Annotated in this window: 24 protein-coding genes; 15 read left to right on the forward strand and 9 right to left on the reverse strand. The window is 71.7% G+C overall.

Going from position 1 to position 25,935, the window contains the following annotated elements; all coding sequences use genetic code 11:
- The first annotated feature begins 48 nt into the window (after positions 1 to 48).
- The 6 genes from ACWENQ_RS23455 to ACWENQ_RS23480 all read left to right on the forward strand — a co-directional run bounded on the left by ACWENQ_RS23455 (position 49) and on the right by ACWENQ_RS23480 (position 6,403).
- Positions 49 to 1,272, forward strand: coding sequence for a styrene monooxygenase/indole monooxygenase family protein (locus tag ACWENQ_RS23455; RefSeq protein ID WP_452416106.1), 1,224 nt, complete (start codon positions 49 to 51; stop codon positions 1,270 to 1,272).
- A complete protein-coding gene (locus ACWENQ_RS23460) occupies positions 1,269 to 1,751 on the forward strand; it encodes a flavin reductase family protein (RefSeq protein WP_449923530.1) in 483 nt (160 codons plus the stop codon). The genes ACWENQ_RS23455 and ACWENQ_RS23460 overlap by 4 nt, the downstream gene beginning before the upstream one ends.
- Before the next feature lie 129 nt (positions 1,752 to 1,880).
- Positions 1,881 to 3,311 carry an alpha/beta hydrolase family protein gene (locus tag ACWENQ_RS23465; protein WP_452416107.1) on the forward strand — a complete coding sequence of 477 codons (1,431 nt, stop codon included), beginning with the start codon at positions 1,881 to 1,883 and terminating at the stop codon, positions 3,309 to 3,311.
- 106 nt (positions 3,312 to 3,417) lie between these two features.
- Positions 3,418 to 5,349, forward strand: a complete 1,932-nt coding sequence (locus tag ACWENQ_RS23470) for a fumarylacetoacetate hydrolase family protein (RefSeq protein WP_452416109.1) — start codon at positions 3,418 to 3,420, stop codon at positions 5,347 to 5,349.
- Entirely contained in the window at positions 5,346 to 5,960 is a 615-nt protein-coding gene (locus ACWENQ_RS23475; RefSeq protein ID WP_452416110.1) for a DUF2867 domain-containing protein, read from the forward strand. The genes ACWENQ_RS23470 and ACWENQ_RS23475 overlap by 4 nt, the downstream gene beginning before the upstream one ends.
- Positions 5,957 to 6,403: a hypothetical protein gene (locus ACWENQ_RS23480; protein WP_452416112.1), complete on the forward strand. Its 447-nt coding sequence runs from the start codon at positions 5,957 to 5,959 to the stop codon at positions 6,401 to 6,403. The genes ACWENQ_RS23475 and ACWENQ_RS23480 overlap by 4 nt, the downstream gene beginning before the upstream one ends.
- 70 nt (positions 6,404 to 6,473) lie before the next feature.
- On the opposite strand, the gene ACWENQ_RS23485 is transcribed toward ACWENQ_RS23480, so the two are convergent.
- Together ACWENQ_RS23485 and ACWENQ_RS23490 are read right to left on the reverse strand one after the other, a co-directional pair.
- Positions 6,474 to 7,754: an MFS transporter gene (locus ACWENQ_RS23485; RefSeq protein ID WP_452416113.1), complete on the reverse strand. Its 1,281-nt coding sequence runs from the start codon at positions 7,752 to 7,754 to the stop codon at positions 6,474 to 6,476.
- On the reverse strand, positions 7,751 to 8,980 hold the full coding sequence (locus ACWENQ_RS23490; protein ID WP_452416114.1) for an aminotransferase class V-fold PLP-dependent enzyme: 1,230 nt from the start codon (positions 8,978 to 8,980) through the stop codon (positions 7,751 to 7,753). The genes ACWENQ_RS23485 and ACWENQ_RS23490 overlap by 4 nt, the downstream gene beginning before the upstream one ends.
- Between ACWENQ_RS23490 and ACWENQ_RS23495 the strand changes: the two genes are divergently transcribed.
- The 3 genes from ACWENQ_RS23495 (at position 8,979) to ACWENQ_RS23505 (ending at position 13,760) form a co-directional block, all read left to right on the forward strand.
- A complete protein-coding gene (locus tag ACWENQ_RS23495) occupies positions 8,979 to 10,370 on the forward strand; it encodes an aminotransferase-like domain-containing protein (protein ID WP_452416115.1) in 1,392 nt (463 codons plus the stop codon). The genes ACWENQ_RS23490 and ACWENQ_RS23495 overlap by 2 nt on opposite strands.
- Positions 10,371 to 10,623: 253 nt before the next feature.
- Positions 10,624 to 13,317 (forward strand): DNRLRE domain-containing protein, encoded by a 2,694-nt coding sequence (locus tag ACWENQ_RS23500; protein WP_449923553.1) that lies wholly within the window; start codon positions 10,624 to 10,626, stop codon positions 13,315 to 13,317.
- A complete protein-coding gene (locus ACWENQ_RS23505) occupies positions 13,314 to 13,760 on the forward strand; it encodes a hypothetical protein (protein ID WP_452416116.1) in 447 nt (148 codons plus the stop codon). The genes ACWENQ_RS23500 and ACWENQ_RS23505 overlap by 4 nt, the downstream gene beginning before the upstream one ends.
- Before the next feature lie 76 nt (positions 13,761 to 13,836).
- Here the strand turns inward: ACWENQ_RS23505 and ACWENQ_RS23510 are convergent, their stop codons facing one another.
- Positions 13,837 to 14,043, reverse strand: a complete 207-nt coding sequence (locus ACWENQ_RS23510) for a hypothetical protein (RefSeq protein ID WP_449923559.1) — start codon at positions 14,041 to 14,043, stop codon at positions 13,837 to 13,839.
- A 421-nt stretch (positions 14,044 to 14,464) separates the two neighbouring features.
- Between ACWENQ_RS23510 and ACWENQ_RS23515 the strand changes: the two genes are divergently transcribed.
- The 4 genes from ACWENQ_RS23515 (at position 14,465) to ACWENQ_RS23530 (ending at position 17,219) form a co-directional block, all read left to right on the forward strand.
- Complete coding sequence (locus tag ACWENQ_RS23515) at positions 14,465 to 15,022, forward strand: oxidoreductase C-terminal domain-containing protein (RefSeq protein ID WP_452416117.1); 558 nt, start codon at positions 14,465 to 14,467, stop codon at positions 15,020 to 15,022.
- A 56-nt stretch (positions 15,023 to 15,078) separates the two neighbouring features.
- On the forward strand, positions 15,079 to 16,293 hold the full coding sequence (locus ACWENQ_RS23520; protein ID WP_452416119.1) for a cytochrome P450: 1,215 nt from the start codon (positions 15,079 to 15,081) through the stop codon (positions 16,291 to 16,293).
- Between the two features lie 40 nt (positions 16,294 to 16,333).
- On the forward strand, positions 16,334 to 16,534 hold the full coding sequence (locus tag ACWENQ_RS23525; RefSeq protein ID WP_452416120.1) for a ferredoxin: 201 nt from the start codon (positions 16,334 to 16,336) through the stop codon (positions 16,532 to 16,534).
- A gap of 289 nt (positions 16,535 to 16,823) precedes the next feature.
- Positions 16,824 to 17,219, forward strand: a complete 396-nt coding sequence (locus tag ACWENQ_RS23530; RefSeq protein ID WP_452416122.1) for a hypothetical protein — start codon at positions 16,824 to 16,826, stop codon at positions 17,217 to 17,219.
- 50 nt (positions 17,220 to 17,269) lie between these two features.
- On the opposite strand, the gene ACWENQ_RS23535 is transcribed toward ACWENQ_RS23530, so the two are convergent.
- On the reverse strand, positions 17,270 to 18,598 hold the full coding sequence (locus tag ACWENQ_RS23535) for a serine hydrolase domain-containing protein (RefSeq protein WP_452416123.1): 1,329 nt from the start codon (positions 18,596 to 18,598) through the stop codon (positions 17,270 to 17,272).
- Between the two features lie 226 nt (positions 18,599 to 18,824).
- On the opposite strand from ACWENQ_RS23535, the gene ACWENQ_RS23540 reads away from it, so the two are divergent.
- On the forward strand, positions 18,825 to 19,241 hold the full coding sequence (locus tag ACWENQ_RS23540) for a hypothetical protein (protein WP_452416124.1): 417 nt from the start codon (positions 18,825 to 18,827) through the stop codon (positions 19,239 to 19,241).
- Positions 19,242 to 19,328: 87 nt separating this feature from the next.
- On the opposite strand, the gene ACWENQ_RS23545 is transcribed toward ACWENQ_RS23540, so the two are convergent.
- Positions 19,329 to 19,691 carry a TetR-like C-terminal domain-containing protein gene (locus ACWENQ_RS23545; protein WP_452416126.1) on the reverse strand — a complete coding sequence of 121 codons (363 nt, stop codon included), beginning with the start codon at positions 19,689 to 19,691 and terminating at the stop codon, positions 19,329 to 19,331.
- A 67-nt stretch (positions 19,692 to 19,758) separates the two neighbouring features.
- Here ACWENQ_RS23545 and ACWENQ_RS23550 point away from each other — a divergent pair, with 67 nt between their 5' ends.
- Complete coding sequence (locus ACWENQ_RS23550; protein ID WP_452416127.1) at positions 19,759 to 19,917, forward strand: hypothetical protein; 159 nt, start codon at positions 19,759 to 19,761, stop codon at positions 19,915 to 19,917.
- Positions 19,918 to 20,034: 117 nt separating this feature from the next.
- Here the strand turns inward: ACWENQ_RS23550 and ACWENQ_RS23555 are convergent, their stop codons facing one another.
- From ACWENQ_RS23555 to ACWENQ_RS23570, 4 genes are all read right to left on the reverse strand, one after another.
- Positions 20,035 to 21,204 carry a macrolide family glycosyltransferase gene (locus ACWENQ_RS23555; RefSeq protein WP_452416129.1) on the reverse strand — a complete coding sequence of 390 codons (1,170 nt, stop codon included), beginning with the start codon at positions 21,202 to 21,204 and terminating at the stop codon, positions 20,035 to 20,037.
- A 293-nt stretch (positions 21,205 to 21,497) separates the two neighbouring features.
- Positions 21,498 to 23,024: a carboxylesterase/lipase family protein gene (locus ACWENQ_RS23560; RefSeq protein WP_452416130.1), complete on the reverse strand. Its 1,527-nt coding sequence runs from the start codon at positions 23,022 to 23,024 to the stop codon at positions 21,498 to 21,500.
- 414 nt (positions 23,025 to 23,438) lie between these two features.
- On the reverse strand, positions 23,439 to 24,443 hold the full coding sequence (cydB, locus tag ACWENQ_RS23565; protein WP_452416132.1) for a cytochrome d ubiquinol oxidase subunit II: 1,005 nt from the start codon (positions 24,441 to 24,443) through the stop codon (positions 23,439 to 23,441).
- A gap of 12 nt (positions 24,444 to 24,455) precedes the next feature.
- Positions 24,456 to 25,835, reverse strand: coding sequence for a cytochrome ubiquinol oxidase subunit I (locus ACWENQ_RS23570; protein WP_449923585.1), 1,380 nt, complete (start codon positions 25,833 to 25,835; stop codon positions 24,456 to 24,458).
- Between the last annotated feature and the right edge of the window lie 100 nt (positions 25,836 to 25,935).

A 25,935-nucleotide genomic window follows, 5' to 3' on the forward strand; every position in this document is an offset into this window, starting at 1 on the left:
GATCAGGCGCCGATCGACAACCACCACCTGACAGAGGGGACACCCACCATGCGCAGCATTCTCGTCGTCGGCGCCGGACAGGCCGGCCTGCACCTGGCCCTCGGCCTCCTCCAGAACGGCTACGACGTCACCGTCGTGTCCAACCGCACCGCCGAGTCCCTCCGGGACGGCCGGGTGATGTCCGGCCAGGCCATGTTCGGCACCGCCCAGGCGCACGAGCGCGCCCTCGGCCTGGACTGGTGGGCGGGCACCTGCCCGCCCGTCGAGGGCATCGAGCTGTCGGTGCCCGGCCCCGAGGGCGGCAAGGCGATCGACTGGGCCGCCCGCCTGCACACCCCGGCGGTCTCGGTCGACCAGCGGATGAAGATGCCGGCCTGGCTCGCCGAGGTGGAACGGCTCGGCGGCAAGGTCGTCATCCACGACGCCGGCGCCGAGGACCTCGAGGGCTACGCCGCGCAGCACGATCTGGTCCTGGTCGCCGCCGGCAAGGGGCAGATCGCCTCGCTCTTCCGGCGGGACGCGGCCCGCTCGCCGTACGGCAGCCCGCAGCGCGCCCTCGCGCTCCTCTACGTCAACGGCCTGCGGCCGCGCCCCGAGCACTCGGCCGTCTGCTTCAACCTCATGCCCGGCGTCGGCGAGTACTTCGTCTTCCCCGCGCTGACCCACACCGGCCCCTGCGAGATCATGGTGTTCGAGGGCACGCCCGGCGGCCCGATGGACTGCTGGGGCGGCCTGGACGGCCCCGGCGCGCACCTGGACCAGGCCCGCCGGATCCTGTCGGACTTCTTTCCCTGGGAGGCCGCACGCTGCGACGGGATCGAGCTCACCGACGCCAACGCGGTGCTGACCGGCCGCTTCGCCCCCACGGTGCGTCACCCCGTCGCCTTCCTGCCCTCGGGCGCGCCGGTGCTGGGCGTGGCCGACGTGGTCGTGCTCAACGACCCGATCACCGGGCAGGGCAGCAACAACGCCGCCAAGTGCGCGGCCGTCTACCTCCAGGCCATCCTGGAGCGCGGCGACCGGCCGTTCGACGCCGCGTGGATGCAGCAGACCTTCGACCGGTTCTGGGCGCAGGCGCAGCATGTCACCGCCTGGACCAACGCCCTGCTCGCCCCGGCCGAACCGCATCATCTGGCGCTGCTGGGCGCGGCCGGCCGGTTCCCGGCGATCGCCTCCCGCTTCGTCAACGGCTTCGACGACCCGGCCGACTACGCCGAGTGGTTCATGGACGGCGCCCTCGCCCAGGCCTATCTCGACCGGGTGGCGGCATGAGGTCGCTACGTGACGCCTTCGGGCAGTTCGCCACCGGGGTGGCGGTGGTCACCACGGCGGCCGGCGGCCAGCGCGCGGGGGTGACGGTCAACTCCTTCACGTCGGTCTCGCTCGACCCGCCGCTGGTGCTGTGGTGCCTGTCGGACCGCGCCCCCAGCGCGCCGCTGTTCCTGCGGGCCGGGCGCTTCGCGGTCAACGTCCTGGCCGCGGGGCAGGGCGAACTGTCCCGGCGCTTCGCCACGCCCGCGCCGGACAAGTTCGCCGGGGTGGACCTGCTCGACCACCCGCTGCCGATGCTGGCCGGCACGCTGGCCGGATTCGCCTGCCGTACGGTGCACACCTTCAGCGGGGGCGACCATCACATCTTCGTCGGCGAGGTGGAGCGCTACCAGCGGGCCGGAGGGGACCCGCTGGTCTTCCACTCCGGCCGCTACCGGGAGCTGGCCGCCCCGGTGGCGGTGCCCGCCCACAGTCCCTGACCGCCGACGGCGGCCGGGCTCGGGTGCGACCCCGATCGCACCCGCCCCCCGGGGGTCATACCGGAGTGGCACACGGGTCTGGGCCCTCGAGCCGATGCCGGGCAAGGGTGGCGCGCCAAGAATGATCACATGTCTGTGACGATTCTCGGGCTGTCGCTCGTGGAACTCCTTGCCCTGGTTGCCGCCGTCATGCTTGCGCTGGCCCGCTGGCTCCCGCCGGGCGCGCGCCGGCCGGTCAGGACGGTCGCCGGCGGGGCGCTCGCGCTGTCCGCGGCGGTCCTGGCGGTGCTGGGGATCCGCTGGCAGCTCCTCCCCGTCCTCGCCGGCGGGGCCATGGCGCTCGCGCTGGCCGCGCTCCCTCTGCTGAGACGGCGTGCCGAGCGGCCCGCGTGGCGGGCCCGGTGGTGGATGGCACTGCCGGGGTCGGCGGCCTGCCTGGCCCTGATCGTCGGCGGGGCGGGGGCGGCGTGGGCGCTCCCCCTGCCCGTGTTCCCCGAACCGTCGGGGGCGTACGGGGTCGGCACCACCGTCATCCAGTGGACCGATCCCGACCGCGACGAGATCGCCACGGCCGCGCCCGACGACCGGCGCACCGTCGTGGTGCAGCTCTGGTATCCCGCGGGCGGCAATCCCGAGGGAGCCCGGCGCGCGCGATACCTCGGCCGCACCGAGCAGGAGGCGCGCCTCGTCGCCAACGGCACGGCGGACTACCTCGGTGTGCCCGGCTTCATGCTGGACGAGGCGGTGCGCGCGTACGCGCGCTCGACGCCCGACGCCCCGGTGGCCGACAAGGGCGGGCGGTTCCCCGTCGTGCTGTTCTCCCCCGGGCTGGGCGGCGTGCGCACCCAGAACACCGCCTGGGCCGAGGAACTGGCCAGCCGCGGGTACGTCGTCGCGGCCATCGACCACCCCTACGACTCGGCCGTCGTCACCCTGGACGACGGCCGGACGGTCCGCACCCGGGTCAAGGCGACCGGCGACGACGCGGAGGACACGAGGCGGGCCGCCGGGTGGACGGCGGTCCGGGCCGGCGACCTCAGCTTCGTCCTCACCCAGCTGGGCCGCCTGCACCGCGGCGAGATCCCGGGCCCGCTGACCGGACGGCTGGACACCCGGCGGGTCGCGGCGACCGGCCACTCTCTCGGCGGTGCCGCCGCCCTGCAGGCCGCGCGCCAGGACTCGCGTTTCGCGGCCGTCATCGTCCTGGACGGTTTCCCCCGCGACCCCGCTCCGCGCCCGTTCGACCAGCCCGTGCTCGCGCTCACCCACGAGATCGTGCCGGGCGAGGAGGCGGACTACCTCTCCCGCCTCGCGCAGGTGCTCCAGCTGAGCACGGCGCCGAGCTACCGGCTCACCGTCCCCGGCTCGGCGCACCTCACCTTCACCGACTCCCCGCTGTACCTGCCGCCCCTGCCCTCGCTCGTCGGCTCTTTCGGCCGCGCCGGCGGCCCGCGCGTCACCGTGGCGACCACCGTCGCCTTCCTGGACGCGACGCTCCGCGGCGAGCCGGGCGACCTGGCCGGCACCCTGCGGAGGTACGGCGACCTGACCGCCTACTGACGGAGGCAGGGGACCCGGCAGACGGACGACCCTGCCATGCCGGATGGCAGAGCAAATGTCTGCAGGTATAGCCTATGTCAACCAACATAGAACTGAGGAGGTTCTCATGCGTTGGGTGACCTATGCGACGGACGCCGGAGACCGCGCCGGGGTGATCGGCGAGGATCGGATCCACCCTGTCGCGCCGGGCGTCAGCCTGATCGAGCTCATCGGCCAGGGCGCGGAAGCGCTGCGCGCGGCAGGGGAAGCGGCGTTGGCCTCACAGGCGCGGACGGTTCCGCTGGCCGAGGCCAGGTTGCGCGCCCCGATCCCGCGCCCGCCCTCGGTCCGCGACTGCCTGTGCTTCCTGGACCACATGCGCAACTGCCAGCAGGCCGCCGGTCAGCCGCGCACGCTCAAGGACACCTGGTACCAGATCCCGGCCTTCTACTTCGCCTGCCCCTCGACCATCACCGGCCCGTACGACGACGTGACGATCTCCCCCGGCAGCGCCTGGTTCGACTTCGAACTGGAGATCGCCGCGGTCATCGGGCCGGGCGGCCGAGACCTCACGCCTGAGCAGGCCGAGGAGCACATCATCGGCTACACCATCTACAACGACTGGTCGGCACGCGATCTGCAGCTGCGCGAGACGCCGCTGGCGATCGGCCAGGCCAAGGGCAAGGACGGCGCGACCACGCTCGGCCCGTTCCTGGTCACCCCCGACGAGCTCGAGCCCTACCGCCGCGACGGCAGGCTCGCCCTGCGGGTCGAGGCCACCGTCAACGGCAGGACCATCGGCTCGGGCCGTACCGACGCCATGGACTGGAGCTTCGGCGAGGTCGTCTCCTACGCCTCGCGCGGCGTGGACCTGGTGCCCGGAGACGTGTTCGGCTCGGGCACGGTTCCCGGCTGCTGCCTCATCGAGCACCTGTCCCTCGCCGATCCGGCCGCCTTCCCCGGCTGGTTGCGGGACGGCGACGTCGTGGAGCTGGTCGTCGAGGGGCTGGGCCGTACGCGCCAGACCGTCCGCGCGTCCGCCGTTCCGCACCCGCTGGCGCCCCGGCACAACCCCGACCGGCGGCCTTCACCCCCGCGCGTCAACCGCGCCCCGTCGAAGCTGCCCTACACGCGCGGGCTGCACGAGGTGGGCGCGGGCGTGTGGGCCTGGCTGCTGCCCGACGGCGGGTACGGCTGGAGCAACGCGGGACTGGTCGCGGGCGAGGGCGCCTCCCTCCTGGTCGACACCCTGTTCGACCTGCCGCTGACCGCCGAGATGCTCGACGCCATGCGCCCGATCACCGATCGGCACCCGCTCACCCACGCCGTCATCAGCCACTCCAACGGCGACCACACCCACGGCAACCAGCTGCTGGGCGAGCGCGTCCAGATCATCGCCGCCGAGGCCACCTGCACGGAGATGCGGCACGAGATGCCCCCCGAGATGCTGACCGCCGCCCAGGTCGTGGACATCGGCCCGGCGACCCCCTACTTCCGCGAGCGCTTCGGCGCCTTCGACTTCAGCGGCATCCGCCTGCGGCTGCCCGACCTGACCTATGACCGGGAGCTCACCCTGGACATCGGCGGCCGCGAGGTGCGCGTGCTGAACCTCGGCCCCGCCCACACCGCCGCCGACTCCGTCGTGCACGTGCCGGACGCGGGCGTGCTCTTCGCGGGCGACCTGCTGTTCGTCGGCTGCACCCCGATCGTGTGGAGCGGCCCGATCGCCAACTGGATCGCCGCCTGCGACCGGATGATCGCCACCGGCGCCGACACGATCGTCCCCGGCCACGGCCCGGTCACCGACCCCGACGGGATCCGCGCGGTGCGCGGCTACCTCACCCACGTGGTCGAGCAGGCGGACGCCGCCCACGCCCGCGGACTGTCCTTCGCCGAGGCGGTCGAGGCGGTGGACCTGGCCGAGTACGCCACCTGGCTGGACGCCGAGCGGATCGTGGTCAACCTTCACCGCCGCTACCGCGAACTCGATCCCACCGCCACACCTGTCCTGGACCAGATGACGCTGATGGCCATGATGGCCGCAAGAGCGCTCTCGTGAGGCTGCCGAAGACCGCGCACGCCTCCCTCCCGTGGCGTATCCACGAACTCGCGGGTGACTTCTCGATCGAGGACGTGTGGTCGTTCCGCACCCCCGGAGCCGGGCCTGACGACTTCCCGGCGATGCTGGCGGCGATGCGGACGTTCGGCGGGATCGCGGGACAGACCGGGCCGGTGCGGTTCCTGTTCGCCCTCCGGTGGAAGCTCGGCGCCCTGTTCGGCTGGGACGACCCCTCAGCGGGCGTCGGTGCGCGGGTCGCCTCGCTCCGCGACCGCCTGCCCGCCGACATCCGCGACGCCCCCCGCGGCCCGGACGACGACCGCATGCCCCTCAAAGCGGTCTACGAGCTCGACATGGAGGCCGCTCGCGAGCTGGCGAACAAGACCGTGCACACCGTGATGCATCTCGGCTGGGTCCAAGGAGCCGGCCGCGACCACGAGCTGCGGATGACCGTCCTCGTCAAGCCCAACGGGTGGTTCGGGCGGCTGTACATGGCCGCCATCGCGCCGTTCCGCTACCTCATCGTCTACCCGGCTATGACCCGGCAATGGGAGCGAGCCTGGCGCGACCGCGATCGCGCGGGGGCCGGGTACGAAGAAGGGACATCATGATGAACTCCAGGAAGCGGCTGCTCCGCTGGGCGAGCGCGATCATGCTCGTGCTGGGAACGGGGCATCTGTTCTTGCTGGCGCTCATGGCCTGGCAGGACGTCACCGGCTGGGTGGACCGGGGGCTGTGGGCGGCCGTCCCGCTCGTCCTCGCGGAGGGGGGCGCCGTTCCGACGGTGGAGTCCCTGCAGAGCAAGGTCACCTTCTGGGCCGGTCCGGGAGGCTTCGCGGTGCCGCTGATCGTCTTGGGTTGCCTGACGTGGCATCTCGCCGGACGCGGGGTGGCGGTGCCCGCCGGAATCGGCTGGGGCATCGCGACGTGGTGCCTGCTGGGCGGCGTCCTTCTCGTTCCGTCCCCGTTCTTCGCCGGGACCGTCTCCGGGATCCTCATCGTCGTGGCGGCACGGAAGAAGGATCGGTCGGGAGCAACCCCGGACCTGGCGTGACGGGCGCCCCAGCCGACCCCGCACCCTCCGGAAGCCGGCCCGGAGAACGGCGGGGTGGCAGAGGTTCGTGCTACGCGAGCGCCGGCCGGTGGCCCGGCCGGGTGTCGACCGGGTCCGGCGTGGGCGGCGGCATCTCGCGCAGCCGGCTCACCGGCGAGACGAACAGGCCGACGACCACGGCGGCCGAGGCGGCGGCGGCCACCGCCAGAGCGGCATGCGCGCCGACCGCCCCGGCGAGCAGGCCCGCGCACAGGCCGCCCAGCGCGCCGCCGCCGAACAGCAGCGTGCGGAACACCGCGGTCATCCGGCCCATCATCGAGGGAGGGGTGACGGTCTGCCGCAGGCTGACGATGATGACCCCGGCGACGCCGAGCCCCAGGTAGGTGGTGAAGAAGGACAGCGTGAACAGCGCCGTCATCACCGGCGGGGGCCCGGCGGCCACGACGATCAGCGTGGGCCCGAGCAGCAGGGCCGACTGGGCGGCGAGGTAGACCCGGCCGACGGGGAATCGGCTGATCACCTTGCGGGAGATCAGCGAGCCGACGAGCCCGCCCACGGACGCCGTGGCCAGGATGCCGCCCAGCGTGGCGGGCTCCAGCCCCGCCACGCGCGTGCCGTACAGCAGGAACATGGTCCACACGGTGACCATCGAGAAGTTGCAGCAGAACCCGACGATCGCCAGCCAGCGCAGGACGGGGTCGGCCAGCACCCAGCGCAGCCCCTCGCGCAGTTCCCTGCCGAGGTGGCGTTCCCGCGGCGCCGGGCGAGGTTCCCTGGTACGGATCAGCAGCAGGGAGATCACCGAGGCCAGGTAGCTGCACGCGTCCACCACCAGCGCCACCGGCGCCGTCAGCGCGCCGACCAGCACGCCCGCCAGGCCGGGACCGGCGACCTCCGCCGCGGACGAGCTGACACCCATCCTGGCACTGGCCTCCACGTAGTGTTTCGGATCCCGGACCAGCGTGGGCACGTAGGACATCCAGCTCACGTCGAACAGCACCGAGGCGACGCCGACGGCGCAGGCGATGACCAGTAACACGCCCAGGTCCAGCAGATGCAGGCTGTACAGGGCGGGGATCAGGCCGAGCAGCGCCATCCGGGTGATGTTGGCGCCGAGCATCACCCGGCGGCGCCGGGCCCGGTCGACCCACACCCCGAAGATCAGCGCCAGGCCGAGGTAGGGGACGAGTTGCAGGAAGCGCAGCAGGCCCACCTGCTCGTCGGTGGCGTGGAAGGCGTGGATCGCGGCCAGCGGGAGGGCGAGGTTCGTCACCTGCGTGCCCAGCAGGGAGACCGTCTCGCCGAACCAGAAGCGCAGGAAGTCGTGGTTGCGCCACAGGGCCGAGCTCACCGCGCGCCGTCCTTCGCCAGCCCGGCGACCGTGTCGGCCACCCGGTCGACCTCCTCGTCGGTGTTGTAGTAGTGCGGCGACAGGCGCAGCGCCCACTCCACGTCCTTGTCGGCGAAGTCGTACTGGGCGAACTCGCGGAAGCTGAGAGCCGAGTTGATGCCGCGGGCGTCCATCGCCGCCTTGAACGGCTGGGGCCGCCACCCCTCGACCTCGAAGGTGACCAGCGCCGCCAGCTCCCGGCCACGGTCCAGCACGCGTACGCCCGGGACGGCGGCCAGCCGGTCGCGCAGGCGGGAGGCGAGCGCCGGGGTGCGCAGGGAGATGCGCTCCAGGCCTACCCCCAGGGCGTAGCGGACGGCCGCCGCGCAGCCGAGCACCGTCGAGTAGGGGAACTCCCACTCCTCGAAACGCGCGGCGCCGTCCACCGGCTCGTAGCGGTCGGCGGCCGTCCACCGCGCGCCGTACATGTCGATGAACAGCGGTTCGTACCCCTGCGCGAGCACGCGGTCGGAGACGTACAGGAAACCGGAGCCGCGCGGCCCGCGCAGGAACTTGCGGCACGTCGCAGTGAGCAGGTCACAGCCGATCTCCTCGACATCGACGGGGTACTGGCCGACCGACTGGCAGGCGTCCACCAGATAGAGCAGGTCGAGCTCGCGGCAGTGCCCGCCGATCTCCGCGACCGGCTGGACCAGGCCGGAGTTGGTGGGCACATGGGTCGCGGCGACCAGCCGTGGCCGCCTGGCACGCATCATCGCGGCCATCGCCGCCACGTCCACGCCGCCGCCGTCGGGACGGTCGGGCGCGTGCGCGATCTCCACGCCGAACCGCCTGCGCAGCGCCATGAAGGCGATCTGGTTGGAGATGAAGTCGTTGCGCGTGGTCAGGATGACGTCGCCGGGCTCGAAGGGGATGGCCGACAGGGCCTTGCTGTAGGCGTGGGTGGCGCTGCCCGCGAAGGCGACGTTCTCCGGCCGGCAGCCGATCAGGTCGGCGATCGAAGCGTAGAAGTCGCGCACCTGGGCGGCGCGGGCGGCGGAGGCCTCGTAGCCGCCGATGGCCGCCTCGAGCTTCAGGTGGTCGACCATCGCCTCGAGCGCCGGCGTGGGGAGCAGGCCGCAGCCGGCGTTGTTGAAGTGGATGACCTGCTCGCAGCCGGGGGCGTCGGCCCGGAGCGCCTGCAGCGCTTCTCCGCTGAAGGGGAAAGCGTTACTCTTGTCTCTCATGTCCGAGAGTAGCATTACTGAGCGGCTTGTCGTGAGCCTCCGCGCGGAGATCGACGGGCTCGCCCCCGGCGACCGGCTGCCCAGCGCTCGCGAACTGGTGCGCCGCCACGGGGTGAGCCCGGTGACGGTGACCCGCGCCTTCGCGCTCCTGGCGGCCGAGGGCACCGTGGTGACCCGCCCGGGCAGCGGCACCTTCGTCGCCCAGCGGCGGGCCCCCTCCGGTACGGCGCCCGCCGACACGTCCTGGCAGGCGATGGCGCTGGGCGACCGCAGCGTGGACACCGCACGGGTGAGCCACCTGCTCGGCCCGCCGCCGCCCGGCGCGATCACGATGTCGGGCGGCTACCTGCACCGCTCGCTCCAGCCGACCAGGCCGCTGGCCGCCGCGCTGGCCAGGGCCTCCCGCCGTCCCGACGCCTGGGACCGCGCCCCCGCCGAGGGGCTGGCGCCGCTGCGCGCCGTCTTCGCCCGCCTGGCCGCCGCCGACCCCGAAGACGTGCTCGTCACCGGCGGCGGCCAGGGCGCGTTGTCGATGGCGTTCCGCGCCATCGCCCCGCCGGGCAGCCCGGTCCTGGTGGAGTCGCCCACCTACCCCGGCGCCCTGAGCGCCGCCAGGGCCGCCGGCCTGCGACCGGTGCCGGTGCCGATGGACGCCGACGGCATCCGCCCCGACCTGCTGGCCGAGGCGTTCGCCATGACCGGCGCCCGGCTGCTGTACTGCCAGCCGACCTTTCACAACCCCACCGGCGCCGTCCTGTCGCCCGAGCGGCGCCGCCAGGTGGTCGAGGTGGCCCGCGCGAGTGGCGCCTTCGTCCTGGAGGACGACTTCGCCCGCCTGCTCGGCCACGGCGGACCAGCCCCCCGCCCGCTGGTCGCCGACGACCGCGACGGCACCGTGGTGTACACGACGTCCCTGACCAAGCCGGCCTCGCCCAGCCTGCGCATCGGCGCGCTCGTCGCCAGAGGCCCGGTGATGGCCAGGTTGCGCGCGATGCGGCTGGTCGACGACTTCTTCATCGCCCGGCCGCTGCAGGAGGCCACGATCGAGCTGGTCAGCACGCCCGCCTGGGACCGGCACCTCCGCGCGCTGTCGGCGGCGCTGCGCGAGCGCTGCGCCGCACTGGCCGCCGCGCTGGCCGAACACGTGCCGGGCTGGCGCGTCACCCGCGTCCCCGCCGGGGGCCTGCACCTGTGGGTCGAGACCGGCCGCTCCCCCGATGCCGCCGAGGTGAGCAGGCGGTACGGCGTGGCCGTCGAACCCGGCCAGGACTTCTTCGCCGCCGAGGCGCCGGGACAGTTCGTCAGGCTGGGCTTCGCTGCCGCGGCCGGTCTGGAGGATCTCGCCGAAGGCGCGCGACGCCTCGGCTCGGCCACGCGGCCTGACGCCTGATCATCAGGCGTCAGGTCCTGGTGCGCGCCGCCGGCAGTTCGGCAAGGACGGTCAGGAGCAGCCGGCGCTCCCGCTCGTCCTGGCGGGCCTGCCGGCCGTAGCTGCCGCCGCCGTGTGCCGCCGCGTCGCCGTGGCGCTCATCTATCTGGACTCAGGTGGTGAATACGGCCCGCAGGTAGACGCTCGTGATCAAATCCGCTCATTACAGCAGCCTTGACAATAATTGACGCACGAAAGACCATGATCAGGCTCCTTGATCACCAACTTCTGGAGGAGAACCCTGGTGAGGCGATCGTCCTCGGTCATCCTTGTCGCCAGCACGGTGGCGACGCTGACCACGGCACAGGAGTTACCTGCGGCCGCGAGCCCGACCCCGAACCCAGCGTCCGCAGCAACGCAGACCCCGCCACCTGGTGAGATGCTCGGCGCCGCGGCCCAGAACCGCCGCGTCACCCGACAGCCTGATGGGCGCCTGACCATCGAAACATGGACCCAGCCAGTGCGTGTACAACGCGACGGAGCCTGGCAGTGGATCGACCCGACACTCGTGGAAGCGGACGGTGTACTGCGCCCCAAGGTCACCGCAACGCAGGTCGAGTTCACCTCTGGCGGCGCCGGCAAACCACTGGCGACGCTAACGGCCCCGGACAACAAGCAGATCACCTTCACCTGGCCGACCACCCTGGCCCGACCGACAGTCACCGGCGGCAAAGCCACCTACGACGGTGCGGCGGGGCCCGGCTCGTCGCTGGTCGTCACAGCGCTGGCCACCGGCTTCCGCTGGGAACTCATACTCAAGACTCGCCCGTCGAAGAAGGCCACCTTCACGCTTCCTCTTCAGGCACGCGACCTCACGATCCAGCCAGGCAAGAACGGCGCCGCCACCATCGTCGACCACGAAGGCCGCGAAGTCGCACAGTCTACTCCGGTCTCCATACGATCCTCATCGACACCCGGCCACCGTGCGATCTCCGCCAAGACGACGGCGCAGGCCCTGACCGTCGAACCGGACGCTGCGCTCTTGGCCGACCCGAAGATGAAGTACCCGATCACCATCGGTGCCACCGTCGACACCAGGGCCCACAGCGACGTGGACATCAGTGACGCGGGAACCCCGTCAGACCCAGGCGCGGCCACGCTCACGGCAGGCCGCATCTTCGGCGTCCTCAACCGCTCCTACCTGAGGTTCGACAGTACAGCGCTGGCCGGCCAGGACGTTGTGGACGCCAAGCTGACACTGACCAACACCGACGGCCCCGGATGCGGAGAGACCGCCAGTGGCATTCAGGTACGCCGCGTGACGAGCGGCTGGGACGCGACCACGCTCACGTGGAGCACGGCGCCGTCCTCCACAGCCGAGGGCGCGAGGACCATCACCCAGTCCTACGGCCCGGATTGCGGCATCGGTCCGCTGGAGTGGCCGATCATCGACATCGCCAAGGCCTGGGCGGCAGGCGAACCCAACTACGGCGTGCTGCTGCAGGCTCCCGACGAGACCGGCTCCGACGACGATTACCGGATGCTGGCCTCCACCGAGTACGGCTCGCCGGATCTGACTCCCAAGATCACCGTGACGGCTCAGCCGGCGCCCGGCCCCACCGTGGTAAGCCCCGCCGGACCCGACGGCGTCGAGGTGTTCACCGCCCCCCCGGCGTGGAAGCTCGACTCGCTGCCCGTCTCGACGACCGACACGCACGCCTTGAACGGCGCATACGACCGGGCCCAAGCCAACGCCGCCACCCTGGCACCGCCTTACTTCGATCCTGCGACCGGAAAGGTCGTGGCGCCGGCGACACCGGCCGGAAAAGACATCGCAGGCCGGCTACTCACCGGCACTGCGACAGCCAACGGCGACGCCGACGAGACCATCCCCGGCGTTCCTGCCCCCGACGAATCGGCAGTAGCCCAAGCCCGCCTTGTGGCTCCCGAGGAGACCGCCTATTCGATCACTCCGACGGTCGTCGAGGTCGCCAACAGCTACCAGGCCCTCAATACCGTCGTCGATGAGGTCCTCGACCTCGACGACACGATCCCGGCAGGCACCAAGCTGTTCGCCACCCACATATGGCCTGAGCGTAACCTCGTCGTGGTGCAGTCCACCGACGCCTCCCCAGCGTTGCGCAAGGCACTCGCCGATCGGTACGGCACCTACAACGTCGCCATCTGGCTGCAAACGGAGGCTGAACGCCTCGGCCTCATCGGCCACCTCAGCGGCCAGACAATGGGCTCTGCCGTCGCCGAAACCCGGCAGAGCGACGTCGGCAAGGTCGACGGTGGGGCCAAGTTCTTCGCGACCACCGAAAACCCCGGCAAGCTGAAGGAGTGCACGACCGGATTCACGATGGGCAGCGGGACCGACAAGCTGGTGGTGACAGCCGGCCACTGCCTTCCCAGGCAAGGCGGCGACACGGACGCAGGTCCCGCCCGGTGGTCCAACTGGCAACCCGGAACGGGCACGGTAATACTCCCCGGCCAACCGACGTATTACGGCGATCTGGGCCTGATCTACGCGGATATCCGCGGCACGAACCCCAAAATCTTCATCGGCGCCGAGAACTCCACCGAAAAGCGATATGTCACCGGACGCTTCTCGATCCCTGCCAAGGAAAACGACCAATACTGCACTGGTGGATTCAGCACCGGCCAGATCTGCCGATGGAAGGTTACCGACATCGCATGGAAGGTCGACATGAAAGACTTCACCACCGGCGCGTCCACAGGGACGACGCGCTGGGTTCAGGTGGGTAAGAAGCGCGGCAGGTGTGTGATCGGCGGCGACTCGGGCGGCCCGGTATACACCTTCCGCCCTGACGGTACCGTCGTGGCCAAGGGGATCACCAGCGGTTCCAACACCAAGACGGAACGGATCAAGGATGTGTGCATTCACACCTTCACCGATTTTCATGACGTCATGAAGGCCGTCGGCAAGGACATCTACAAGAAATGAACCTAGCGAGCCCGTCCTCCTTCCAGCGCGCCGGATGTATCCTCATCCTCGGTGTTGTGACTGCAGCCTGCGCACAGGAGCCAGCCAAACCCTTCGACGCGCAAGTGTCCGTAGTCGAGGTGGCCCCCGGAGGGCGGGCCCTCACCCTGCACGCCAGCGGGATCCAGCAGTCTGACGGCACGATCTGCACCGTGGTTGAACAGGCCGAGGCCATCGAATCACCGACCGGCGTGACCGTGCGGGTATCGCTCCGCCCTGCCTGCCCTGAGTCTTCTGAGCTGCAGGTGGGTACCGGTGTGGACCACGCCGTGCCCGTCGCACTGAAGAAACCTCTGGCTAAACGTAAAGTCTTCAGCCGAACAGGCCAGGAGATCCAAGCCTGCCCCACGACAGCGGGCTCGTTCATCGAGACCATACGACGGTGCAAGGAGAAGCCTCGCTGACGCCGACCTTCCGATAACGGATCACCCGTCTCGGTCCCCACCGACCAGCGGCACGCCGCACCGACCGCCGACGGAATCAGCGCCGACGCCGAGCCTTCGCCAGGCGGGCGCGGCGCGCCCTGGCTTCGACGAGGCCGACGACCTCGCGCAGGTCGGCCAGATCCACCACCTGCGCGACCTCGCGCGCGTCCCGCAACGTCTGCGGCAGGTCCTCCGCCGGGCCGTACGCGTGGTCGAGGGAGGCCCAGTCGATGTCGTCGATGCCGTCGAGGGCGGCCGTCATCCGTGTTCGTCCTTCCCGTCTTCCGACGTGATCGGCGGCCAGCCTAGCCCTCACGACGGCGCCGCCGTGTCCGCTCGTTCGCCGGCCGGTGTGACCGGGGGCCGCCATGTCCGCTCGTTCGCCGGCGGGTGTGACCGTTCGCCGGCCGGTGTGACCGGGCGTGGCGGGCCTGCCTCCGGCGCCTGGCGCGAGAGGCGCTCCCACAGGCGCATGGCGCGCGGCTTGGCGGGCTCGCCCGTATCGCCGTCGGCGCGCACCTCGATGTCGGCGTCATCGGTGCGGGCGCAGGGCGACGGCCGGGGGCCGGGTCCGGCCTCAGCCGGGCGTGCGGGTGTCGACCTGGTAGAGCGCGTTCAGCAGCGGCCAGGTCAGGGCGGCCATCTCGGCGGGGGGCAGCGGACGGCCGCGCCGGAGCCAGTCGGTGGCCACGCCGATCCTCCTTCCCGCCGACGCGGTCGTGGTGGCCGTCGGCTCCCGCCCGGCGACCGGCTGGCTGGACGGCAGCGGGCTCACCCTCGGCGACGGTGTCGTGTGCGACTCGCGCTGCCGCGCCGCCGAAGGCGTCTACGCCGTCGGGGACGTGGCCGCCTGGGAGCACGAGGGGCTCGGCAGGCGGCTGCGCCTGGAGAACCGCACCAACGCCACCGAACAGGCGCAGGTGGTGGCGGCCGACATCCTCGGCGCCGGTCACCCGTACACGCCGATCCCCTACTTCTGGACCGACCAGTACGACATCAGGATCCAGGCCCACGGGCTGCCGTCGCCGGCGGCCGAACTGACCATCGCCGAAGGCGACCCGGCGCAGCACCGCTTCGCCGCCCTCTACCGCGAGGACGGCCGGGTCACCGGCGTCCTCGGCTGGAACATGCCCAAGCAGGCCCGCCTCCTGCGGAGGCAGACCATGCACCAGGCCGTACAGCCGACCACGCAGCAGGCCGGGCAGCAGGCCGTGGGCACCCGGCCCGTCGTGTCCGCGTGACAGCGACGAGAAGCACCACCGCAGGCGGTCAACCATCCGTTCAGAGGAGATGCCGAATGAGTCTCGACGAGCAGGTCCTGAACTACCCGATCCCCAGCCACGCGGCGCTTGAGCCGCCCGCTGAATGGGCCGAGCTGCGCGGGCGCTGTCCGGTGGCTCACGTGAAGCTGCCCAGCGGCGACCAGGCGACGCTGCTGACCCGCTACCAGGACGTCAAGCAGGTGCTGGCCGACCCGCGCTTCACCCGCCTGCTGAACGCCCCCGACGCGGCCCGGCTGTCGGCCAACGACGACGGCGGGCTGTTCAGCAGCGAGATGGCGCAGGTCATCCCCGACGGAGGTGAGGAGCACCAGCGCTGGCGGCGCCTGGTCGGCAAGTGGTTCACCGCCAAGCGGATGGCCGCGCTCCGGCCCGCGATGGCGGAGATCGCCGAGCGGCTCATCGACGACATGGTCGAGCGTGGCCGGCCCGGTGACCTCAAGGCAGGCCTCGGCTTCCCGCTGCCCGTGTACGTGATCTGCGACATGCTCGGCGTGCCGGCCGCCGACCGGGACCGGTTCTCGTACTGGTCCGACACCCTGCTGAACCTCACCCGCTACAGCCAGGCCGAGGTCGACGCCGCCCAGGGCGAGTTCGTCGCGTACATGTCCGGACACATCGCGGCCAAGCGGCGGCAGCCTGGCGAGGACCTGCTGAGCGAGCTCATCGCGGCCGGCGGCCCCGAGGACGGCGGGCTGTCCGACGTCCAGCTGCTGGCCACCGGCATGGGGCTGCTGGTCGCCGGCCACGAGACCACCGCCAACATGATCGGCAAGATGGTCTCCATGCTGCTGGCCGACCGCAGCCGGTGGGAGCGGCTGCTGGCCGACCCGTCGCTGGTGCGCACGGCGGTGGAGGAGGCGCTGCGCTTCGACGCCAACCCCGGCTTCGGCCTGCCGCGCTACCTGCGCGACGAGATCGAGGTCGGCGGCACGGTCCTGCCCCGCGGCACCACCGTGGTGTGCAGCATGGCCGCGGCCAACCGCGACGACAGCGCCTTCGACGACGCCGGCGAGATGGACCTCAGCCGCAGCCCGAACCCGCACCTGGCCTTCGGCGCCGGCGCCCACTCCTGCCTGGGCCAGGCGCTGGCCCGCACCGAACTGCAGGTCGTGCTCGAGGTGCTGCTGCGCAGGCTGCCGTCCCTGGAGCTCGCCGTGCCCGTGGAGGACCTGGAGCGCGTGGAAGGGCTGGCGGTCGGCGGGCTGCGCGAGGTCCCGGTCCGCTGGTGACCCGGCACCGCCGAAACCGCCCCGAAGAGAGGAACCAGGTATGAAAGTGACCGTGGACGAGGCCAAGTGCTGCGGCGCGGGCCAGTGCGTGCTGATCGCTCCTGAGGTGTTCGACCAGCGCGACGAGGACGGTGTCGTCGTCCTCTTGGAGCCCGAGCCCGGCGAGGACCTGCACGCCCTGGTGCGGGAGGCCGCCGCCGTCTGCCCGGCCGCCGCCATCGAGCTGAGCGAGGAGGCGTGAGCCTGCGGCCGGCTTGATCTCGTCCGGCATCATGGACGGCCCGAGCCGATTCTCGTGCGCAGGCGCGCAGGCCGCCATCGGCGCGTCGGCCGTCCGCACCCGCTGCGGCCGGGCCTTGTCGGTCTTGCGCATATGGTCACCTTCCGGCTCCGTGACGCCCCGGGTTGAGGCTGTCTGGTGGCCACGGCCCCTCCGGGGTTCGGTTCTTCCAGCGGCGGGATCCTGCGTCAGGACCGCCGAAGCGGTGCGAGAGACTCCAGGCAAACGGAGCGGGCAGGGTGGTGGCGCGTTGCGGGAATCCGCGTGGCGTGAGCTGATGCTGGAGCGTGGACCGGTCGGGCGCTGGCGTTCGGCCCTGGGTACGGCGGCCGCGCTCGTCGGCGAGGAGGTGGTGTTCGCACCGGACGGGACGGGCCTGTTGCGCTCGTACTCGGCCCTCTTCGGCGAGGACGAGCCGCTTGCGTTCCGGTGGCGGATGGAGGGGCGCGCCCAGGTGCGCATCCTCCTCGTCGGCCCGGAGGAGGAGGGCGAGGAGGACGACGAGGGATTGGTCGTGACCATGGAGTTCCGCCGGCACGATTCCGACACCGGCGCCACCACGGTCCTCGCCGAGCCCGGGCGTGATGCCTTCTGGCCGGCGACCTGGCCGCTGGAACCGGTCACGGAACCGCCAGGAGGCGCGTAGCCGGTCATCGTCAGTCGTCGTCAGTCGTCGTCGGTCGTCGTCAGTCACTGTCAGTCGCCGTGGCCGGTGGCCGGCGCGGATGGCCGCGGGCTCGCCGGCGAGGCGGGTGTCGTGGGCGATACCGGCGACGTGGGCGATACCGGCGACGTGGGCGAGGCGGGTGCGGGCGACGCCGGGGACGCGGGCAGGACGAACACGTGGTCGGGCGTCACGACGCGCGTGACGGCCTGCCCGACGAGGGTGCCGGGTGCCACGCCCTCGTACCGGATGTCGGTGTTGACCAGGGCGACCAGCGTCGCCCGCGCCTCGGGCAGGTAGATCGTCAACGACTCGTAGCCGGGCAGCGAGCCGTTGTGCCCGACCCAGCCGTGCACGGTGAAGATGCCGAGGCCGTAGCCGGTGCCGGGGATTCCCGTCGGGCCCATGGCGAGCCGTTCGGCCTGCGTCTTGGGCGTCAGCAGCGTGCCGGTGGCCACCACGCGGGCCCACGTGCGCAGATCGGGCAGGTCGGAGATCATCGCTCCCGCGGCCCAGCCCCAGGAGGGGTTCCAGTCGGTGGCGTCCTCGACCTCGCCCGAGGCGGTCTGCCTGGTGTAGCCGTGGGCGTGCGGGTTCGGGAAGGCGGCACCGGTCGGGAAGACGGTGTGGCGCAGGCCGGCCGGCGCCACGACGTTCTTCTCGACGAACTCGGGCAGGGGGCGTCCGCCGATCTTCTCCACCACGAGTCCCAGCAGGATCGTGTTGGTGTTGCAGTAGGCGAACGTCTCGCCGGGCTGGAACTGCACCGGGTGCTTGAAGGAGTAGGCCAGCAGTTGCCGCGGGGTGAAGGGCCGTTCCGGGTCGGCGAGGAAGGCTTTGACGAAGGCGTCGTCCTCGGTGTAGTTGAACAGTCCGCTGCGCATGCCCGCCAGGTGGCGCAGGGTGATGCGGTCGCCGTTCGGGACTCCGTCCACGTACCTGGCGATCGGGTCGTCGAGACCGAGCTTGCCCCGGTCGACGAGTTGGAGCAGGGCGGTGACGGTGAAGGTCTTGGTCTCGCTGCCGATCCGCATGTACAGTCCCGGGCTCATGGCGACACCGCTCGCCTTGTCGGCGACGCCGAAGGCCCGCACGTACGACCCCTTGCCGGGCGCTGACAGCCCGACGATGACGCCGGGCACCCCGGCCTCCCGCATGACCTGCCGGATCGCGGTGTCCAGCCGCGCGGCGACGGCAGGGGTCAGCTCGGGGAAGTCGGCCCGCTGTGACGGGCCCGGAACCGCCGCGGTCTCGAGCGCGGGCATCGCCCCGGCGGGCGCGGTGTAGGCGGGGAAGGCCAGCAGGCCGGCCATCGCCAGCCCTGCGCAGGTTCCGCGCCGAAGCGCCCGTGACCACCTCATGACAGGCCTCCCGCCGCACGAGGACGACACTCCCCTACCAGCCTAGGCGTCCCCGACCCTCGCCTGCCCCGAAGTGACGATCTCACTGTTGGCGGTGAGTTGACCACTCTGGGTAAGAGCCATGTGATCGATGGGGGTATCACCCCGTCCGGGTCGCCGCTCAGGCGATCCCTTCACCACCGGCGGACCCTGGCGGCGCCGCCGGTCGATCGCGAGGGAGCTTCGCGTGGCAGTCATCTCCGATGGCATCTACAAGATCGAGTTCACCCCCGAGCAGCAGCTCACAGCACTCGAGCCCAGGCCGGGGGGCCACCTCTGCCTGCTGCCGCCGGACTCCGGCTACGGGCAGACCTGGCAGGTGAGCAGCGACGGCAACGGTTTCCACACGATCCGCGCCACCGACTCCGAGCTGTACGTGAGCTTCGACGGCGACCCCGACATGCACGAGCTGGCCCTGGTGCTGCCTGAGGCCCGCCCCTGGCGGCTGGCCCCGGCGGCGGAACCCGACACGTTCGTCATCTCCGTCCCCGCGACCCCGATGCGTCTCGGTCTGAGCCTGCTGCGGATCTTCCCGCCCCGGGTGGCGCTGGCGCCCGACTTCGGCGACCCGTACCAGGCCTGGACCTTCATCAAGACCGGCTGAGCCTGCTGACCCGCCGCTCCGGAGGCGGCATTCCGGGTGACGCGGCGGACGCCTGTCAAGGCGTCCGCCGCGTCACCCGACGGCGGTTCAGGGACGCTCCCGCTCCACGCGGGAGGGGCGGGGCCGCAGGCCGTGCTCGAGGATCTCCAGGCTCCGCCCGATCTCGGCGTCCACCGCACCGGCATCGATGCGGCCGTCGACGGCCAGCGTCGACAGGCCGTGCACCAGGCACCACAGCGTCACCGCGACCATGACGGGGTCTCCCGGCTCCACCTCGCCCGCCTCCTGCGCCAGCGCGACGGCGTCGATCAGGATCGCGCAGGTCCGGTCGTGGGCTTCGGTCAGTTCGGCGTACTGCGCGCGGGCCGTGATGCCCGTGCCCATCATCAGCCGGTACAGCTGCGGGTTGGCGACGGCGAAGGCGGCGTAGGCGCGCACGAGGTCGTGCACCGCGGACAGCGTGCCCGTGCCACGTGGCGCAGCGCGGACCTGACGCTGGAGTTCGGCGTAGCCGTCCATGTTGATGGGCGAGTTGCGCGAGGTCTTCGCGAAGCGGTGGGGCAACGGGCCCGCGCCGGATCGCCGCCCCCACCTGGCGAGCGTGATCGTGTTCCCGGCCGAGCAGCCGCCGCGGGACGGCGTCGACGGGCCGGGCGACCACCACGCCGATCGCTGAGCGCCCCACCGTGCCGGTGCCGTGGCAGCCGGCGCGGGAGGCGGCGGTTGACCACCGGGGCCAGGGTGTACGGCCGGCTCCGCGCGCGGCCCGTCCCCTCGGCGCCGGCCGCCCGCCTCAGGGCAGCAGGCTCTCCACCACGTCGGCCGCCCGCCCGGCCCCGCCCTCGGCGCGTACCTCCTCGCGCAGCTCCGCCGCCCTGCGCGCCACCGCCGGGTCGGAGGTCAGCTCCAGCAACGTACGGCGCAGCAGCCCCGCGGTGGCCTCGGCCGTGTCCACCCGTCGGGCGACGCCCAGCTCCACCAGCCGGTCGGCGTTGTCGAACTGGTCGACCGCCTGCGGCACGGCGATCATGGGCACGCCCGCGAACAGGCCCTCGCCGCACCCGCCCATGCCGGCGTGGGTGACGAACGCGTCCGCCTGCAGCAGGACCGCCGGCTGCGGCACCCAGGGGCGCACCTCGACGTTGCCCGGCACGCGGCCCAGGTCGGCCGGGTCGACGTGCCTGCCGATCTGGAGCACCACATGCCAGCCGGGCAGGCCGCCGAAGGCGGCCAGGCACGCGCGGTAGAAGGCGGGCTGCCGGGTGAAGGTCGACCCGAGCGAGACCAGCAGCACCTTGCCGGCTCCGGCGGGACGGCTCCAGCCGCCCTGGTACGGGCGCTCTCCCAGGCACGGGCCGGTGAACGTCACCGCCTCGGTCTCGACCAGGTCGGCGTTCGGCTGCATGGCTCGCGGGATCAGCGCCACAGCCCGTTCCGGCCGCCCGGGGAAGGAGTCGACGTCAGTGGTGGTCGCCCCGGAGGTGGCCAGCCATGCGGCGAACGCCGCCCGGTAGGCGCCGGCGCCGGGCAACTGCCACAGGTGCGCGGCGACCTGCTCCTGGTATCCCTTCCACGCCACGTAGGTGGGTGACAGCTGCATCATCGGGCGGTCCTGCGACTCGGCGAGCGCCCTGGCGGCGTAGCCGCCGATGTCGTACAGGTACAGGTCGGCCGGGTCGCGGTCGTAGACGGCGCGCAGCTGCGGCAGCATGCGGATGTTGTCGTCGAGGAAGACCCGCATCGCCTGGATGGGATCGGCGGGCCAGCCGTCGTCGGCGACGGGCAGGCTCGACTCGTACGGGACCAGCTCGGCACCCGTGGGCGTGATCAGGTGTGCCACGGCCGGGTCGTTGGCGTAGGTCACCCGGTGCCCGCGGCCCACCAGCTCGCGGATGACTTCGAGGCCGGGCAGGACGTGGCTGACGGCCGGGATGCCGACCATGGCGACATGTTTGCGTGACATGACAGAACTCTCTTCAGATCCACGGCCGTGCGGCTGTCGGGCTCCGGCGCCGGCCTGCGTATTCCCCAGTGGAGTCCTTCCCCGGGAAAGGATCAGGCTGCCGTCTTTCCGCTGCTGGAGAACACACTGGCCGCGGGTGGAGCGCACGGTCGCGCCGGGCATGGGCAGAGAGCACGGGCGCGCCGGGCGCGGGTGGAGGGCACGGGTGCGCCGGGCGGCCGCTCGCCCGGTGCCGGCCGGGTGAGCCGCGGCTGCCCGGCCGGCACCGCGGTCGTCGCGTGCGACCGGTCCGGCTACTTCCAGAAGTCGAGCCGGTGCGCGGCGGCGTAGTCGATCGGCCGGATCGCGCCCGGCGCGAGCGACTGGGTGCCGTGGGCGAGCCTGCGCCAGACCGGCAGCCCGCGGCCGTTGGGCGAGCCGGTGCGGGCGAAGTTCGTCCAGTACCCGACCATCTGCTCCGACAGCCTTTCCTGGGCGGGGCTCAGCCGGGCGTTCTCTTCCGGGAAGAGGTACGGCAGGTCACCGGCGTGGTAGGCGCCCCAGTCGAAGTCCACCTGCAACGGCAGGAACATCGGCGCCTTGCGGTCGGCGAACTCGTAGCCGTAGACGGGCACGTGCCTGGCGAGCAGGGTGTTCTGCTCGTGGGTGCCGCGCGCCCAGATCCTGTCGGTCATCACCGCCGCCCACGCCTGGCCGGGCGAGGCGTGCTCCGACAGCGGATACCTGCGCATCACCCGGTCGGCGTCCTTGCCGAAGGCGGTCTTGAGCAGCGTGCCGTACTGCTCGGCGGTGACCGGCTTGCCGGCCGCGTCGTAGGTCATCCCCACGAAGATCCGGTGCTCGTCCTTGGTCGCGCCGGCCAGCACAGGAACCCGGTGGAAGCGGCCCTTCCTGATCGCCGTGGACGGCAGCTCGGGAAGCACCCTGTTGCCGTAGGCGTACACCTGGAAGGCGTTCATGATCTGCGGCACGTCGAGGATCTTCTTCACCGGCAGCGCGCGCAGGCACGCCAGGTCCTGGCAGCCCAGCCTGGCGGCGTACTCCTTGCCGACCGCCTCGGCGTCCCCGGCGCTGCGCCAGGCGAAGGTCGGCAGGGCCGGCATGCCGGGGACCAGGCTGCCCGCCGGCATGTCCATCATCGTCTCGCCGCTCTGCATGGCCACCCGCTGGAACAGGCCCTTGGCGCCGGGTGAGGTGAGGTGGCCGCCGATGGCGAGCGCGCCGAAGGAGACGCCGAACGCGGTGACGTTCGACGGGTCTCCGCCGAAGGCTGCGGCGTTGCGCCTGACCCAGCGCAGGGCCTCCTGCTGGTCCTGCAGGCCGTAGGTGCCCCCGTCCTCGAGGCCGGGGTAGCTGAAGCCGTTGAACACGCCGAGCCGGTAGTTGATCGTCACGACGACGACGCCGCGGGAGGCCAGCTTGCGGGCGCCGGAGAAGTGCCCGCCGCCGACCGCCCCGTCCCCGTGGATCCACACCATGACGGGACGGTCGCGTCCCGGCTCGCGAGGGGCGGTGACGTTGAGGACCAGGCAGTCCTCGGTCGTGCTGGAGATCGGGGCGTAGGGGGAGCCGACCTGCGGGCACAGCGGGCCGGTCCGGGTCGCGTCCTTGACGCCGTTCCAGCGCCCGGCGGGCCTGGGGCTCTCCCACCGGCCCGCGGTGGCGTACGGGATGCCCTGGAAGACGCGGTGCTGGTCGGTCACGACGCCGCGCACGGCTCCGGTGTCGGTCGTGACGACGGCACCGTCCGACGGCCGCTGCGCCGGGCCGGTGCCCGTGACCATCCCGGCCACGGCGAGTGTCGCAAGAAGGATTCGCATGCCTCAACGCTGCTGGATCCCGCCCCGGCCCAGAAGATTCATCGATCCTCGATGATCCAGGACAAACGTCCCGGGACCCGGGTCCTCGGCGTCGCCGCCGCCCCCGGCCGCGCCATCGCCGCCATCGCCGCCAATACCGCCGGGCCCCGAGCCGTAGCACGCGAGGTCGGCCGATGAGGCCGTCTGCCGGGTTCTTGATGTCTGGACTGCGAGGCGTTACCGCCCGGGAGTGGCGGGCGGACACGGCCTCACCGGTGTCTTGTCGTCAGCCCCGGAAAGGGTTCACGCCACCGCGGGTCCCGGCGAAAAACGCCGCGGCGGATCGCACCGAGGGGCGAGCACGCGTTAGAAGGCCCTCCGCTCGGGTCCGTGTCACCGGACGCGAAGCAGCCGTGAGTGGCCGGGTTGACGAGGTCAGTGGGACGAGGCGGGGATGTCGCGGACGCTGATCCTGCGGCGGAAGACCCAGTAGGTCCATCCCTGGTAGAGCAGCACCACCGGCAGGAAGACCACCGCGACCCAGGTCATGATGCCCAGCGTCTTCGGTGTCGCGGCCGCGTTCTCGACGGTCAGGCTGTAGGCCGGGTTGATCGTGGACGGCAGGACGTCGGGGTGGAGGACGGCGAACAGGCTGATCACCGCCACGCCGATGGCGACCGCCGAGAACAGGAACGACCAGCCCTGACGCCCTCTGGCGATGGCGGCCAGCGCGCCGGCGAAGGACAGGACGGCCAGGGCGGCCAGGATCACCGTGCCGGCCTGGCCGCCCGCCAGCTGCGTCCAGGTCAGGAAGATCACCGCGAGGACCGCCGCCACCACGCCCGTCCGCAACGCCACCCCGGCCGCCCGCCCGCTGATCTCGCCGGTGGTCTTCAGGGCCACGAAGACGGCGCCGTGCGCGGCGAACAACGCCAGCGTCGTGAGCCCGCCGAGCAGGGCGTACGGGTTGAGCAGGTCCCAGACCGTGCCGACGTACTCGTGCCGGGCGTCGAGCTTCACGCCGCGCACGATGTTGGCGAACGCGACGCCCCACAGCAGCGCGGGCACGAACGACCCCGCGATGATGGCCGCGTCCCAGCGCCGCCGCCACGTCCGCGAGTCTCGCTTGGCGCGGTACTCGAAGGCCACCCCGCGCACGATCAGCGCGAGCAGGATCAGCAGCAGCGGCAGGTAGAACCCGCTGAACAGCGACGCGTACCACTCGGGGAAGGCGGCGAAGGTGGCGCCGCCCGCGGTGATCAGCCACACCTCGTTGCCGTCCCACAGGGGGCCGATCGTGTTGATCATCACGCGGCGTTCGGTGTCGTCCCTGGCGATGACGGGCAGCAGCATGCCGACGCCGAAGTCGAAGCCCTCCAGGACGAAGTAGCCGACCCACAGGACCGCGATCGCCACGAACCAGATGTCGGTGAGCTCCACTGTCCGATCCTCCTAGTAGGCGAACGACATCTCGCCGCCGTCGCGCGGTTCGCTCTCGTCGACGTCGGGCGGGGCCACCCTGGCGTACTTGATCATCAGGCCGGCCTCCACCACGGCCAGCACGCCGTACAGGGCGGTGAAGGCGATCAGCGAGGTCAGCACCGTGCCGGCGCCGACGCTGGGTGAGACGCCGTGGAGGGTCCTCATCTGGCTGAAGACGATCCACGGCTGCCTGGCCATCTCGGTGAAGATCCAGCCGAAGCTGTGGGCGAGGAAGGGCAGCACCACCGACCAGACGGCGGCCCGCCAGACCCAGTCCTTGCCGCGGATGCGCCGCCCGCGGGTCAGCCACAGGACGGCGACCGCCACCGCGGCCGCGAGCAGGCCGAACCCGATCATCAGCCGGAAGCTCCAGTAGGCGACCGGGATGTAGGGGCGGTAGTCGCCGGGGCCGAATCGCTTCTGGTACTCGGCCTGGATGTCGTTGACGCCCTGGACCTTGCCGTCGAACGAGCCGGTGGCCAGCTGGGACAGCAGGCCCGGGATCTCCAGCGAGAAGATCGGCTGCGTGCCGTCGAGCGTCCCGATGGTGAACAGGGAGAACGGCGCCGGCTGCTGGGTCTCGTAAAGGGCCTCGGCGGCGGCCATCTTCATCGGCTGGGTCTGCGTCATGATCTTGCCGAGCAGGTCGCCGGAGACCAGGCCGCCGAGGGCGCCGATCAGCACCACGACCGCGCCGAGCCGCAGCGACGGACGGAAGACGTCGACGTCTCTGTGCCTGGCCAGATGCCAGGCGGAGACGGCCATGAGGATCACTCCCCCGGCCAGCCAGCAGCCGAAGACCGTGTGCGGGAAGGTGGCCAGCAGGACCTTGTTGGTCAGCACGGCCCCGAAGTCGGTCAGCTCGGCGCGGCCGTCGACCTTGAAGCCCACCGGCCACTGCATGAAGGAGTTGGCGGCCAGGATGAAGTAGGCCGACACGATCGTGCCGATCGCGACCACCCAGATGCACGCGAGGTGCACCCGTTTCGGCAGCCGGTCCCAGCCGAAGATCCACAGCCCCAGGAACGTCGACTCCAGGAAGAAGGCCAGCAGCGCCTCCAGCGCGAGCGGGGCGCCGAAGATGTCACCGACGAACCTGGAGTAGGAGCTCCAGTTCATGCCGAACTGGAACTCCTGCACGATCCCCGTCACCACGCCCATGGCGAAGTTGATCAGGAAGAGCGTGCCCCAGAACTTGGTCGCCCGCAGGTACGCCTTCTTCCCCGTGCGCACCCAGGCCGTGTTCAGGATGGCCACCATCAGCGACATCCCGATCGTGACGGGCACGAACAGGAAGTGGTACACGGTGGTGATCCCGAATTGCAGGCGCGCGAGATCCAAGGCATCCATGGGATGACTCTAAGTGTCCGATCGTGTTCCTATTGTCATGGCGCGCCGGGATCGCGAGCGGGGCGATCACCGCGATCGCGCCTCCACCCCCACCCTGCCG

The sequence above is a fragment of the Nonomuraea sp. NPDC004354 genome (assembly GCF_053602555.1).